This window comes from Lactobacillus helveticus, assembly GCF_046109915.1.
Classification (GTDB): domain Bacteria; phylum Bacillota; class Bacilli; order Lactobacillales; family Lactobacillaceae; genus Lactobacillus; species Lactobacillus helveticus.
Genome location: NZ_CP151471.1, coordinates 901,040 through 914,928, shown reverse-complemented (window position 1 = coordinate 914,928; position 13,889 = coordinate 901,040). Strand labels below are relative to the sequence as shown.

At 36.0% G+C, this 13,889-nt stretch carries 16 protein-coding genes; all 16 read left to right on the top strand.

The annotated features are described in order from the left end of the window. Positions 1-36 precede the first annotated feature (36 nt). The 16 genes from AADV52_RS04690 (at position 37) to AADV52_RS04615 (ending at position 13,870) form a co-directional block, all read left to right on the top strand. Positions 37-915 carry a helix-turn-helix domain-containing protein gene (locus AADV52_RS04690; RefSeq protein WP_107775317.1) on the top strand — a complete coding sequence of 293 codons (879 nt, stop codon included), beginning with the start codon at positions 37-39 and terminating at the stop codon, positions 913-915. Then, positions 905-1,615, top strand: a complete 711-nt coding sequence (locus tag AADV52_RS04685; RefSeq protein WP_014919055.1) for a pseudouridine synthase — start codon at positions 905-907, stop codon at positions 1,613-1,615. The genes AADV52_RS04690 and AADV52_RS04685 overlap by 11 nt, the downstream gene beginning before the upstream one ends. Positions 1,616-1,629: 14 nt before the next feature. After that, positions 1,630-1,857 (top strand): helix-turn-helix domain-containing protein, encoded by a 228-nt coding sequence (locus tag AADV52_RS04680; RefSeq protein ID WP_227028428.1) that lies wholly within the window; start codon positions 1,630-1,632, stop codon positions 1,855-1,857. Beyond that, positions 1,776-2,036, top strand: coding sequence for a hypothetical protein (locus AADV52_RS04675; RefSeq protein WP_041809051.1), 261 nt, complete (start codon positions 1,776-1,778; stop codon positions 2,034-2,036). The genes AADV52_RS04680 and AADV52_RS04675 overlap by 82 nt, the downstream gene beginning before the upstream one ends. Positions 2,037-2,047: 11 nt before the next feature. Next, positions 2,048-2,440, top strand: a complete 393-nt coding sequence (locus AADV52_RS04670; protein WP_227028427.1) for a hypothetical protein — start codon at positions 2,048-2,050, stop codon at positions 2,438-2,440. Between the two features lie 224 nt (positions 2,441-2,664). Beyond that, on the top strand, positions 2,665-3,522 hold the full coding sequence (locus AADV52_RS04665; RefSeq protein ID WP_107775415.1) for an IS982-like element ISLhe7 family transposase: 858 nt from the start codon (positions 2,665-2,667) through the stop codon (positions 3,520-3,522). Between the two features lie 332 nt (positions 3,523-3,854). Further along, positions 3,855-4,952 carry a glycerophosphodiester phosphodiesterase gene (locus AADV52_RS04660; protein WP_014919051.1) on the top strand — a complete coding sequence of 366 codons (1,098 nt, stop codon included), beginning with the start codon at positions 3,855-3,857 and terminating at the stop codon, positions 4,950-4,952. A gap of 167 nt (positions 4,953-5,119) precedes the next feature. Beyond that, positions 5,120-5,536 carry a GtrA family protein gene (locus AADV52_RS04655; protein WP_014919050.1) on the top strand — a complete coding sequence of 139 codons (417 nt, stop codon included), beginning with the start codon at positions 5,120-5,122 and terminating at the stop codon, positions 5,534-5,536. Continuing rightward, positions 5,533-6,459 (top strand): glycosyltransferase family 2 protein, encoded by a 927-nt coding sequence (locus AADV52_RS04650; protein ID WP_014919049.1) that lies wholly within the window; start codon positions 5,533-5,535, stop codon positions 6,457-6,459. Before AADV52_RS04655 ends, AADV52_RS04650 begins: the two co-directional genes overlap by 4 nt. A gap of 23 nt (positions 6,460-6,482) precedes the next feature. Then, complete coding sequence (locus tag AADV52_RS04645; protein ID WP_107775332.1) at positions 6,483-6,956, top strand: hypothetical protein; 474 nt, start codon at positions 6,483-6,485, stop codon at positions 6,954-6,956. A 55-nt stretch (positions 6,957-7,011) separates the two neighbouring features. Next, positions 7,012-7,548: a hypothetical protein gene (locus tag AADV52_RS04640; RefSeq protein ID WP_041808767.1), complete on the top strand. Its 537-nt coding sequence runs from the start codon at positions 7,012-7,014 to the stop codon at positions 7,546-7,548. 30 nt (positions 7,549-7,578) lie between these two features. Beyond that, a complete protein-coding gene (locus tag AADV52_RS04635; protein ID WP_041808765.1) occupies positions 7,579-8,148 on the top strand; it encodes a hypothetical protein in 570 nt (189 codons plus the stop codon). Positions 8,149-8,441: 293 nt separating this feature from the next. Next, on the top strand, positions 8,442-8,984 hold the full coding sequence (locus AADV52_RS04630) for a type III toxin-antitoxin system ToxN/AbiQ family toxin (protein ID WP_107775333.1): 543 nt from the start codon (positions 8,442-8,444) through the stop codon (positions 8,982-8,984). Between the two features lie 304 nt (positions 8,985-9,288). Beyond that, a complete protein-coding gene (locus AADV52_RS04625; protein ID WP_014919047.1) occupies positions 9,289-11,928 on the top strand; it encodes a valine--tRNA ligase in 2,640 nt (879 codons plus the stop codon). After that, positions 11,929-13,203: a bifunctional folylpolyglutamate synthase/dihydrofolate synthase gene (locus AADV52_RS04620; RefSeq protein WP_014919046.1), complete on the top strand. Its 1,275-nt coding sequence runs from the start codon at positions 11,929-11,931 to the stop codon at positions 13,201-13,203. Then, positions 13,193-13,870 (top strand): HAD family hydrolase, encoded by a 678-nt coding sequence (locus AADV52_RS04615; protein ID WP_003627680.1) that lies wholly within the window; start codon positions 13,193-13,195, stop codon positions 13,868-13,870. The genes AADV52_RS04620 and AADV52_RS04615 overlap by 11 nt, the downstream gene beginning before the upstream one ends. Positions 13,871-13,889: the final 19 nt, after the last annotated feature.

Here is a 13,889-nt window from a genome sequence, read left to right as displayed (position 1 = left end):
ATCTGTTGGCATTTTTTGTAGAAAAAGGTAAAAACAGTGAAGATCGGAAAATTACTAAGAGAAACTAGATTAGCAGCTGGACTTACTCAAACTGAAATGGCGGCAGGAGCTATTTCAGAATCGTTTTATTCCAAAGTTGAACTAGGTGTCCATAATATTGATGCCGATACCTTGGTTGAGGTTTTGAAAGCAAATCATATTAATCCAGTTCAATTCTTCTCCAGAACGCTGGATGGTTCAATGCAGGAATCACCGCATAAAAAGAGTATATTGGATACTGGCTTTATGGTGAAAAAAATAGTACGTAGTGCTAATAAAAGAGATCTAGAGAAATTAGGTCAACTAAAAAAAGAGATTGATCAAGCTGAAGAACAAGGTAAACCGTATTATATTTGGATCTCTTATGTATTGGAGTTAATGACTACGTGGATAACTCATTCAACCGATGATATATCAGAACTGGTTAAAAAGAAGATTAAGCATTTATATAAAGGAGATAATTGGGGATTTATTAACTATGAATATTTAGGGATGGCTTTTATTGCCTTAACTCTAGAACAAGTACTCAATTTTTCTCATACTGCTTATCAAAGCTATGAAAAAAACTCAGAAAATACCTTAAGTTATACAAATATAGTTGGCATTGCTGATTTAACAATCGATTTCTTAATGTATGCGTATATACACAACTTTAATAAGGAATTATGCGCAGAAATATTTGCTTTTTTTGATAAAAATATTCCATATGAAGCAAGCTTTTATCAACATAGAGTAATAATCAGACTTTATAAGGCTTTATTTGACAATGATACTGAGAAAGTAGATTTCTATACCCGCTTATTGGAGGAAGATAATTTTACTTTTTGTTTGCAAAATGTACCGGTTACTAAAAAGGATAGTTCTCATGCGCATTGATAAATATTTAGCTAATATGAATGTCGGCTCCAGAAAAGAAGTGCACGTTTTAATTAAAAAAGGCATTGTCACTGTAAATGGTGATGTGGTAAAAACACCAAAACAGCAGGTTAAGGAATCCGATGAAGTATTGGTAGATGGCCAAGAGGTCAATTATCAAAAATATCATTACTTCTTGATGAACAAGCCCAAGGGCGTACTTTCAGCGACTGAAGACCGTAGTCAAAGAACGGTAATCTCATTGCTCAAGCCGCAGGATCAATATCAAGGAATTACGCCGGTAGGACGATTGGATAAAGATACAACCGGCTTGCTGTTACTTACTAATGATGGTCAACTAAATCATGAATTGCTTGCACCTAATAAGCACGTTGATAAAATTTATCGTGCAAAAATTGCGGGTGTGGCTGATGACGAAACGGTGAAGACCTTTGCCAGTGGCATGACTTTAGGTGATGGAACTAAACTTAAGCCAGCAGAGTTGAAGATTCTTGCCCAAGATGAAGAGCATGATAGCTCTGAAATTGAGATTAAAATTCGTGAAGGAAAATATCATCAAATTAAGCGCATGTTTGGTGCGGTAGGGATGAAAGTAGTTGAACTTGAACGAATTTCAATGGGTAAATTGAAGTTGCCGAAATATTTAAAGCGCGGTAATTATATTGAATTGAGTTTAGATGATGTAAGCAAGATTAAATAGGACGGAATAAAGAGATGACAATCGGTGAGGCACTAAAAAGTGTGCGTTTGCATGCAGGAATAAGTCAGACAGAAATGGCAGCGGGAATTGTAAGTGAATCTTTTTATTCTAAAGTTGAACGCGGTGTCCATGCGATTGATGCTGAAACTTTAATTGAATTTTGTTGGTTCATCATTTTGATGTTACTGGCTTTTTTGCACAAATTAATAATCAGTCATCTACTGGACCATTTTTTGAGTTAACTAGTGAGATTACTTTTGCTCAAAATAGAAGAGATATAAAGGCGTTAGATAAAATCAAACAGAAAATTGAAGATGGTGGGGTACAAGTTCCGCAATGGCTCAAATTCAAACTTGAGTTAGCTTATGCTTGGGCCTTACGTTCAAATGATAAAATTTCTCCTGAAATGAAGAAAAAATAAAGAAGTTGTTTTTGAATGAAAGTTGGGATCGGACATCTTATCATTTTTTGAGTCAGGTAGTAATTTTCTTGGATGTTAATGATTCAAAGCAGTTCGTAGAGGCCGCTTATGTTGCATATCGTAAACATCCAGCTACCGATACCTTTACTTTGCAGTTTATGGCTTTTATTACGATAAATTATTTGAATTGTTGCTATCATCAACATGCTGATAAAAGTTATGCGGAAAGTACATTTAAGTTTTTGCAAGAATTGCCGGTAGATCCTGCAATTGGCTTGGAAAAGTTGATAGGTAAGTTCTATCAAGCTGTTTTTAGTGGTGATGAACAGAAAGCCAGATCTTTAAAATCAATTATTCAAGACTGTGGTTATGCGTCAATAATTGATGATATCGAAATTGATTAATAAATAAATCGCATCTTTTGAGCTATTTTTTAGCTTGAGGGATGCGATTTATTTGTTATTTTTTAATAAAAATAGTCGTTTTGGAAGATTTTGAGACTTTTATCTCAACTGTTTATATATTAAAAATATGCGTGGTGCTAGTTAAATCGTTTTAGTTAAATAAAAAGTCCAATCTTGTTAGACTCGACTTGTAAATAGTAATAATAGAAAAGAGTCTGACTAGATTGAACTGTCTTAAGCTTAAGCGTTTTTCTCATCATTTACAAGTTAGTTTTACTCGTTTAAACAATATTTGTCGTTCTTGGTATAAGCTGTATGCTCCGAACTCCCTTAAGCATCGCAGAAATACAGATCAGATCAAGCTATCTGATAGTTCCATCTTAGCTATGCTTATCTGGCAAGCGGAATTAGGGATTGAATCACAAAGAAGATTTTGCAGGTTCTTTGTAGGATTATCCCATTCCCGATTTAATCGCCGAGCTCGTCAACTTTTGCTTTTAATCTATCTGATTCGTCATACTTTGAACCAAGAAGTGGATCTTTCAGGTAAAATTCTGATTATTGATAGTTTCCCAGTTTCGGTCTGCCAACCTGTTCGTAATTATCGCGTCAAAATCTTTCATGATATTGCCGATATTGGTTATAAGGCGACTAAAAAAGTCTACTATTATGGGTTCAAGGTTCACGCAATAGTGAGCGATGATGGCTATCTGCTTGATTACGCAGTCACTAAAGCATCGGTGCATGATGCTAAAGAAACAGTAGAATTGATGAATAATACCCATCCTACTAATCATTATCTTTTAGGCGATGAAGGTTATTTAGGTAAGGATTTAGCCGCTAAACTAAAACACATGGGCTATGTGCTTTGGACACCGTATCGTAAAAATATGCAAGGTGCTAAAAAACATAACAATCATCAACTAATGGCGGTCAGACGGACAATTGAGAGTGACTTTGCTTTGCTTAGTTATTACAATGCCGAAAATAATCGCGCTAGAAGTCTAGCGGGTTTTCAAGAACGCCTAGAGGTTGCAGTGTTAGCTTATAATATGGCATATTGTCTAGAACGATTTAACTAGCACCACGCGTAATATATCAAAACTAAAAGAGCGAGAATGTATTGAATGATACATCTCGCTTTTTATTTGGGATTGTTATAATTCAACGAAGTCATCATCCGTGGAATTATTAATCCGTTTCATTATAGTATTTAAAGTACCAGTTTTTTCTAGATATTCTAATTCCCTTAATGATGATATTCTTTTTTAGCCATTATAATCTTGAATAAATCTTTTCGTAAATCGGTTAGTGTGATAATCTTCATGACTGGCCCTCCTCGTAATATATAGTATGGCGTACTTCAACTATTAATACTAGAATAAAGAATATAAAACGCAGAAGGGATAGACGAATGAAAAAGCTCATCACAATAATTTTTCTAGCGATGTTTCCATTTACTTGTGGGTTCATGAACATCGCTCACCGCGGTGATAACGAGCAGGGAAAATACGCTGAACACAGCTTTGCAGCGTATGACCGTGCTGTTTGCGCACAAGTTGATTATTTAGAACTAGATTTGCAAGAAAGCAGCGACCATGTTTTAGTTGTCAGTCACGATGATAATCTGAGTCGCGTTTTTGGCGTGGATGAAGCAATTGAGAAGAACAATTTTAAAAAGCTAACTAATTATCGTAATCAAAGCGGCGAAAGCATTCATTCACTCGAAGAAGTTTTTCAACGTTATCAAAACAATCCGCAAGTGAAGTTTATGTTAGAGCCAAAAGGCAATGGCGAAGATGCTAAAAGAATAGTTGAGTTAATTAATAAGTATCATTTACAAAAACGGATTTTATTTGAATCATTTTCTAGTGCTGCACTCAAGAAGCTTGCTCGTCTTGTACCCAAAATTCCGCGCACGCAGCTTGCTGGCTCTTACAAGGCAACAGGTCACAGTCAAGATTTTGCCGCTAGCTTTTATACTGCAGATGCGGCCAACTATTTACATGATAAAAACAAAAAGTACATGCTCTGGGGTGTGAACAGCAATAAGCAGATGCACAAGTTTTTAAATCCTGATAAGGGTGTTACCGGCTTATTGACTGATTTCCCAGTTCGTTTGGCAAAAATTTTGCAAGAAAATAATCATTTTCGCATTTATTATCAACCAGTAACTTTTCCTACTGAAAATCTTGCCGCCAATCTTAAGTTAAATAATGGTCATCAAGTAAAAGCCGATCAGGTTAAATTGGTAAATAATCGACTTTGGTATCATGTTCAGCCTAACATGTGGCTCAACGAGCAGAATCTGGCTCACCATGATTCTTTGGCTCTTCGTGCCCAAGTCGGCTTGGTTAAGGTTGATCAAGCAACGCCGGTTTGGACGGATCTTTCTTTTAAGAAGTCAGCTGGTAAAACCTTGCGTGCACACAGTCATTGGAATTATTTTGCGGTAGCTAAATATCACGGCAAGCGCGTCTACAATTTAGGCGGTAATCAATGGATTAAGTAAATAGCAAAGCCTAACATTTTATTCACAATTATCTATTGTTCATGAAGGTTGTTGTAACAAGCTTTAATAAAGCCTATTGTAACAAGCTTTAATAAAGCCTATGCTTGTTTTCAATATATTTAATAATAAGGAAGGTAGTATACTGCAGAACTAATAGTTAAATAATTATGGTTAAGATAAGAGAAATAATTAATTCAGAGAGTTTTGTTCAACTAGTAAAATATGTGCTAATTGGTATCTTAGGCTTAGTCGTTGATTTTGGCATCTATACGATTCTGACCTATTTTAAGGTTAATATTGAAATCGCCAATATCATTTCGTCAACTTGCGGAATAATCAATAACTTCTTTTGGAATTCATACACTAATTTTAAGGTTCATGATCATTTGATAGTTCGCTTTATTTCATATTTTCTTGTTGGACAAATCACCACTGTCTTTACGACACTGTCGCTATTTATTTTTGTTAATCAATTGGGATATCCGCACTTGATTGTAAAAATTGTAGCTACCTTTGTCGCAACTTTGATTCAATTTATTATCAATAAGATAATTACTTTTAAAAAAGTCAGGAATAATAAATGAAGAATTTGTCAATTGTTGTACCATGTTTCAACGAACAGGAAACTGTTCCGCTTTTTTATGCCGCGACGCAGAAAGTATTGCAAAAGATGCCAGTTAAAGCTGAATATTGGTTAGTAGATGATGGCTCTAAAGACAATACTTTACAAGAAATGAAAAAATTGCACCAAGAAAATTCTGCAGTGCATTATATTTCTTTCTCAAGAAATTTTGGTAAGGAATCCGCGATTTATGCTGGACTTAAGGCAGCTACAGGAGATTATATCGTTTTAATGGATGTGGATTTACAGGATCCACCCGAGTTTTTGCCTAAGATGTATCGTCTTCTTCAAACTGGCAAGTATGATGCTGTGGGATGCCGCAGAGTCGATCGTACGGGTGAAAGTAAATTTAAGTCATTTTTGAGTGATCAGTTTTATAAAGTTATTAATAAAATTTCTAAAACTGAAATTGTTCCAGGTGCTCGAGATTATCGCATGATGACGCGTCAAATGGTTAATGCTGTTTTATCAATGCCAGAATACAGCCGCTTTTCTAAAGGAATTTTTTCTTGGGTTGGCTTTAAAACAAAGTATTTGGAATACCATAATGTAGAGCGTGTTGCTGGTAAAACGGACTGGACAACTAAAAAATTATTTAAGTATGCTTTAAGCGGAATCGCAGATTTTTCGCAGGCTTCCTTAGATTTATCTGTTTGGATTGGCATAATTTCCTTTATCCTATCAATTGCTGGACTCATTTTCGTGATTGTTAGAAAAATTATTACTCCTAGTTCAAGTATCTTTGGCTGGGCAAGCCTAGTTTCCATTATTCTATTAATTGGTGGAATCCAACTGCTATGCCTTGGAATTATCGGTCGTTATGTAGGCAGGATTTATTTGCAAGTGAAAAATCGACCAATTTATATTGTTAAAGAGAAAAAGTAGCAGATAGGAAAAGGAAATAAAAAGTGGGAACTAATATAAAAAAGATAGATTGGAATAAGATTGGCTTAGCCATTTATCCGTATGTGGTCATTTTACTTGAAATTTATTTAATGATTAGGTTTCAAATTTTGAATCATGCGGTTCTTTTGACTAGCGATGCATTGATTCATTTTCAGCGTTTTTATGATACTAGTATGCAAATTAAGACCGGAAATTTTTCATATTTTCAAACTAATTTTGCTTTTAGTCACTCAGGGAGAATTTTTAATGCAGTTTATGGGCCATTTTTAGCTTACATCGGTGGCTTTTTACTGCTTTTAGTACATAATTGGTTTAATTTTCAGATTTTAACTGTTTTCACTGTGCTGTTAATCGCTGGAATTGGGATGTATCGTTTAGCGTTGAAGGCTAATGTTGACGAAGTTATTGCTATTTTGCTTGCCTTGATTTATTTGCAATTTGGCATCGTAGCCGGTAGCCGGCATTCTGCGTTTTAATTTTATGGCGTGGGATGCGGCACTAGCGCCGTATGCGATGATGCAGGTACTATACATGATTAACGATGAACGTAAGCCAATTCATTGGCTAAGTTTAGCTTTAATTATGTCGCTGATCGCGCAAGTACACCTGTTATCAACGGTTTACATTGCATGCACTTTTGTGCCATTTGCCATCTATGCATTAGTTAAAACTTCAGCAAAAAAGCAAATGATAATAGATTTCTTCAAAGCGCTTGGTACGACATTAGTCTTAACGGCCAATGTTTGGGGAGGACTGCTAGTTTTATACTCACACAATAAGATTTCTCTGCCTAATCAATATAACCTGTATTATCACGTAGTTAAGTATAAAAAATTCATTAACCTTCATGGCTTTTTATTAATCTCAATGGTCTTGTTGCTTATTTTCCAATTGATTTATGTTTTAACTCATTTACGCGAATCCGTCCTTAATACGATGGTGACAATCATTGCACTAGTGATTTTATTGCTTGCATCAAATTTAATGCCCTGGGCCCAGATTCAGGCACATTTTCCTAGCTTAAAATCTTCCCTCCAATTTCCGTATCGTCTGGCAGTTGGTGCCTGACCGTTGATTTTGCTCGGAGTAGGAATTTCGATGACCAATTTAATGAAGAAAAAAGACAAATTAACTGATGTGCTCATTATAGTAGGCCTGGTCTTAACTTTTAGTCAAAATTTATCAGTTAATTATGCGATTAATCGGCAAAGAACATTAGAATTTCTTGATCCAAATTATGTTGTGATTATTCAAAGATACAGTAAAATTACGAAACATCGCAAGAAGCTGCAGCATATTTTGCGTTATACCAATAATGATTCTCTTTTTAAGGCTGGTAACCATACTGAACCAGATTATTTACCATATACCAAACATGCATCAAAAGTTACGTATCAAAAGAAGATTTTAGATCAGACTAAGCATTATCATTATCATGTGAAAGGGAACAAGCTATTTCTTACTTGGAATAGCAAAAAGGCAAAGATGAAGATGTTGCCGATTGTAATGTATCATCAATCACGCTTGACCTTGAATGGTAAATTGCAAACTAAGCTAAAGCAAAATACTATTACGCAACCAATTGTCAAAGCTAAAAAGGGTAAAAATATAGCTAGTTTACAATTTATCACGTTATCACGCCAATTTGGTTTAAAGCTTTATTGTTGATTAGTATTTTAGGCTGGTTTGTATTATTCGGTTACGGAATTTATGTTAAGCATAGGAAAATAAGATTAAGCTAAATTGCGAATATAGTCTAAGTGTGGTGCTTTTAGAAAGTATAAGTTATAATAATAGTGCAGGATAGAGGTCACAGAGCCTATCAAAACTGTTTTATATAGAGGTTAGGGGAAGCCTATCAAAACCCTTTTATATAGAGGTCACAGAGCCTATCAAAACTGTATTCCTGCAACTATACTGCTTGGCTGGTGCAATTAACCAGCTTTTTTTATGGAGAATATATGAATTGGTGTAGTATTGACGAAACATATCTCAATTATTTGAAATCTTATGAAAGTAGAATTCCATATAGTGATTATGGAGTTAATCATTTCAACCCCTTTTTTAGACCATTATTTGAGATTGAACCAGGGATTATCTTTGTAGGTGCAATAAGTCACCCACAAGATCGTCATCGTAAAATGAAAAATAAGCCGGATTTTAGGAAAATATTTATACCGGTTCATGGAAGAGATGGAAGAATTAAAAAACATTTTGCGGGAGTTGTTCATTTAAATTATATGTTTCCTGCACCTGAGTCAGCTATCTTTAATGTGACGGCACAGAATATTACTAATTTTAGAAGGTTTTCTACAGAACAACAAAAATCAAAGTATATTGATCTTTTGAACAAAGAACTTAAAGTAATTAATAATGAAGAAAATATTGCAAGCAGGGCATATAAACTCTATTTGCGTAAACAAAAATTCCCTCAGTATCCTATTAGTCGTCGGTGTTTTAATTATGATAAATTAATTGATTTAGCGAAAAAATGGAATGATTAATGCATACTGCACATTCTTCGTCTATCTCTTTTTTCTAAAATAAATTCATGCTATAATCGTAACCAAAGCAAGAATCAAGAGGTATCGACTTCATTTACAGAGAAAAGCCAAACAGCTGAGAGGCCAGAAGTTGATTGGTAGCTTGGTTAGCTGATTAATTGAATTAAGTAGGTTAATCCGGACACTTCAGCGCCGTTATCGCTTATAAGAGAAGTACATTTTTGTACTTAACCATAGGTGGTACCGCGGTTAGTAAATCGTCCTAGACAATATTGTCTAGGACTTTTTTTATGGAGGAATTTTAATGACAGATTTAGCACCTAAATACAACCCTAATGAGGTTGAAAAAGGCAGATATCAAACGTGGCTTGATGAAGATTTATTCAAGCCATCTGGTGACAAGAAAGCTCACCCGTATTCAATTGTTATCCCACCACCAAACGTAACTGGTAAATTACACTTAGGTCACGCATGGGATACTGCAATTCAAGATACTTTAATTCGTTTCAAGCGTATGCAAGGCTACGACACTCTTTACCTTCCAGGTATGGACCATGCTGGTATCGCTACCCAAGCTAAGGTTGAAGCAAAATTACGCAAGCAAGGCAAAGATCGTCACCAAATGGGACGTGAAGCTTTTGTTAAGCAAGTTTGGGACTGGAAAGACGAATATGCTTCAATCATCAAGGGCCAATGGGCTAAGATGGGTCTTTCACTTGACTACTCAAGAGAAAGATTTACTTTAGACAAAGGTCTTTCAAAGGCAGTTAAGAAGGTCTTCGTTCAACTTTACAAAGAAGGTCTTATTTACCGTGGTGAATACATCATTAACTGGGATCCAGCACTTCAAACTGCTTTGAGTGATATCGAAGTTATTCACAAGGACGATAAAGGTGCCTTTTACCATGTTAAGTATTCATTCGCTGATGGCTCAGGCTATGTAGAAATTGCTACTACTCGTCCTGAAACTATGTTTGGTGATACTGCAGTTGCAGTTGCACCAGGGGATGAAAGATACAAGGATATCGTTGGTAAGGAATTAGTATTGCCACTTGTTGGTCGTCATATTCCAATTATTGAAGACCAACACGTGGATCCAGAATTCGGTACTGGTTTAGTTAAGATTACTCCAGCTCATGACCCTAACGACTTCCAAGTAGGTAACCGTCACAACTTGAAGAGAATCAATGTTATGAATGACGATGGTACTATGAACGAAGAATGTGGCAAGTATGCTGGCATGGATCGTTTTGACTGTCGTGAAGCTTTAGTTAAAGATCTTAAAGAAGAAGGCTACTTAATTAAGGTTGAACCAATCGTTCACTCAGTAGGTCACTCAGAACGTTCAGGCGTTCAAGTTGAACCACGTCTTTCAAAGCAATGGTTCGTTAAGATGAAGCCACTTGCTGACAAGGTTTTGGAAAATCAAAAGACTGACGGTAAGGTAAACTTCGTTCCAGAACGTTTCGAAGGAACTTTGGACCACTGGATGGAAGATGTTCACGATTGGTGTATTTCACGTCAATTATGGTGGGGTCACCGTATTCCAGCTTGGTACAACAAGAAGACTGGTGAAACTTACGTAGGTGAAGAAGCACCTAAGGATATTGAAAACTGGGAACAAGATCCAGACGTACTTGATACTTGGTTCTCAAGTGCATTATGGCCATTCTCAACTCTTGGCTGGCCTGATACTAATTCAGAAGACTTTAAGCGGTACTTCCCAACTAATGCCTTAGTTACTGGTTACGACATTATTTTCTTCTGGGTATCAAGAATGATGTTCCAAAGTCTTCACTTTACTGGCAAGCGTCCATTTAATGATGTTGTTTTGCACGGTTTAATGCGTGACGAACAAGGACGCAAGATGAGTAAGTCACTTGGTAATGGTGTTGACCCAATGGATGTAGTTGACAAGTACGGTGCTGACGCCCTTCGTTGGTTCCTTCTTAACGGTACTGCTCCTGGTCAAGACACTCGTTACGATCCAAAGAAGTTATCAGCTGCTTGGAACTTCATTAACAAGATTTGGAACGCAAGTCGTTTCGTAATCATGAACTTACCTTCCGATGCTAAGCCTGCACACATGCCAGACGTAAGCAAGTTTGACTTGTCAGACAGATGGATCTTCGATCGTTTGAACCACACTGTTAGTGAAGTAACTCGTTTATTTGATGAATACCAATTTGGTGAAGCAGGTCGTGAAGCTTACAACTTTATCTGGAATGACTTCTGTGACTGGTACATTGAAATTTCTAAGGTTGCTTTAAATGGTGATGACGAAGAATTAAAGGCAAGAAAGCAAGAAAACTTAATTTGGATTCTTGATCAAATCTTACGTTTGATGCACCCAATTATGCCATTTGTTACTGAAAAGCTTTGGCTTTCAATGCCTCACGAAGGCAAGTCAATTATGGTAGCTGAATATCCAACTACTCATAAGGAATTTGAAAACAAGCAAGCAGACAGCGACATGGCCTTCTTAATTGAAATTATTAAGGCTGTACGTAACATTCGTATGGAGGTTAACGCACCAATGTCTAGTCCAATTGACATCATGATTCAATTAGATGATGAATCTAACAAGCATGTTTTGGACGAAAATGCTGACTACGTTGAAAACTTCTTACATCCAAAGGAATTGACTGTAGCTGCAGAAATTGAAGCTCCAAAATTGGCTAAGACTGCTGTTATCCCAGGTGCACAAATCTTTGTTCCATTAACTGAATTGGTTAACGTTGATGACGAATTAGCTAAGATGGAAAAAGAAGAAAAACGTCTTGAAGGTGAAGTTCAACGTGCCGAAAAGAAGCTTGCAAACAAGGGCTTTGTTGATCATGCTCCAGAAGATGTTGTAAACAAGGAAAAGGAAAAGAAGGCAGATTACGAAAGCCAATTGGCTGGTGTTCGTGAACGAATTCAAGATTTGAAAGAGAGTAAATAATTGAAATTTACCAATGCTGAAGAGGTAATCCATTACTTGTATTCATTGCCTCATTTGCATCCTAAGAATGATTTATCTTTTATCAAAAAGTTGCTCCAGCAATTAGGTAATCCGCAGGATCAGGTAAAAACGATTCACATTACGGGGACCAACGGTAAAGGTTCAACATCATACTACTTAGCAAATCTATTAAAAAAGGCTGGTCAAAGGACTGGCCTTTTTGTCTCACCTTATGTCTATCGTTTTAATGAGCGAATTCAATTGAACAATCAGGATATAAGTGATGAAGATTTGGTTAATGTAGCCAATACAGTTCAAGCTGCCTATGAAAAACTTAAGCAGGAAGATGAACAATTTTCTTTAGTTACATTTGAGTATGAAGTTGCCATGGCTTTTGTTTACTTTGAGCAAAAGCAATGTGATTATGCAGTGATTGAAGTTGGGATTGGCGGCGAACATGATAAAACTAACGTGATTATTCCAGAGGTAAGCATCATTACTACGATTGGTTTAGATCATGAGAAGATTATCGGTCCCACTATTCAAGATATTACTCAAGAAAAAAGTGGCATTATCAAGCAAAATCGTCCTGTAGTATTAGGGAATGTTCCTGATAGTGTTTTGTCTATTTTGGTAAAAAAAGCAGACAAAATGCATGCGCCACTTTTGCAGTTAAAGCATGATTTTACAATTGAAACGCAAAATGGACGATTGAAATATAGTGATGCTAAACGGAGCCTTTCTTTTGCTTATCGTCCTCAGGTAGAGGGCTATGATATTGCTGTAGCTGTTAAGGCGTTTTTGCTTCTTAAATTGAATTTGAATGACCAAGAAATAGAAGACGCAATTAACCAGACTCAGATTCCTGGACGCTATCATATTTTGCAAAAAGAGCCATTAATTATTTTGGATGGAGCTCATAATATTCAAGCAATGTCTAATTTGCTTGAAGTCGTGCATGCTGAAGCTAAAAAAAGGCATAGTCATGTTTATGCTTTAATGACAATGATGAAAGATAAAGACTTAGAGCAAGTTTTTAGTTTATTTAATAAGGATGATCAAGTATTGTTAACGACTTTGGATTATCCGCGTGTTGCTAAAGAAAATGATTTTCCAATTGATGTCCAAAGAAGATATAATTATGAAGGAGATTATCGGCAAGGCTTTACTAAATTAAAAGAGAAGATGGACGCCAGTGATATTTTGCTGGTTACCGGGTCATTTTATTTAGTAAGTGCAATTTTAAGTTGGAAAGGAAAAGGCAATGCAGGTTAAAGGAATAAAAGATGATATTAAAGGCATTATCTTTGATATGGATGGTTTATTGGTTAATTCGGAAGAATTGTATTGGCAGGCTAATATTCAAGCTGCAGAAGAAGAAAAGCTTGGTACGCCAAGGGATGCATATTTAAAATTAACCGGTGCAACTGTCAAAGAGATGCAAGCTTTTTATCATAAGTATTTCAAAACTGATGCTGATCGCGACCGATTTATCAAGCGAACCGATGATTTGGTTTGGCAATGGACCGATGAAGGAAAATTAAAATTGCGTCCCGGTGTCCAAGAAGCGTTGGATGAATTTAAAAAGCGAGGTTTGCAAATGGCAATTGCTTCTAGCAACTACGAAGATGTGCTTCAGCACTTTTTGTGGGCAACGGGGATCAGAAATTATTTTGATTTTTATTTAAGCTATTTAGATGTGCAAAAGGGACATATTAAGGCCAAGCCCGCACCAGATATTTATTTAGCAGCTACTAAAAAGATGAATTTGCCAAAAGAAAATATTTTGGTTTTTGAAGATTCATCAACTGGTGTGCAAGCTGCAAAAAATGCAGGCCTAAAGTGCATAATGGTGCCAGATTTGATGGCTCCGACTGAGCAAGACAAGCAAAATGCAATAATGATTTGTCAAAACTTTTTTGATTTTCTAAAGAAAATTTAGCCCTTTTTTGCGTATTAAG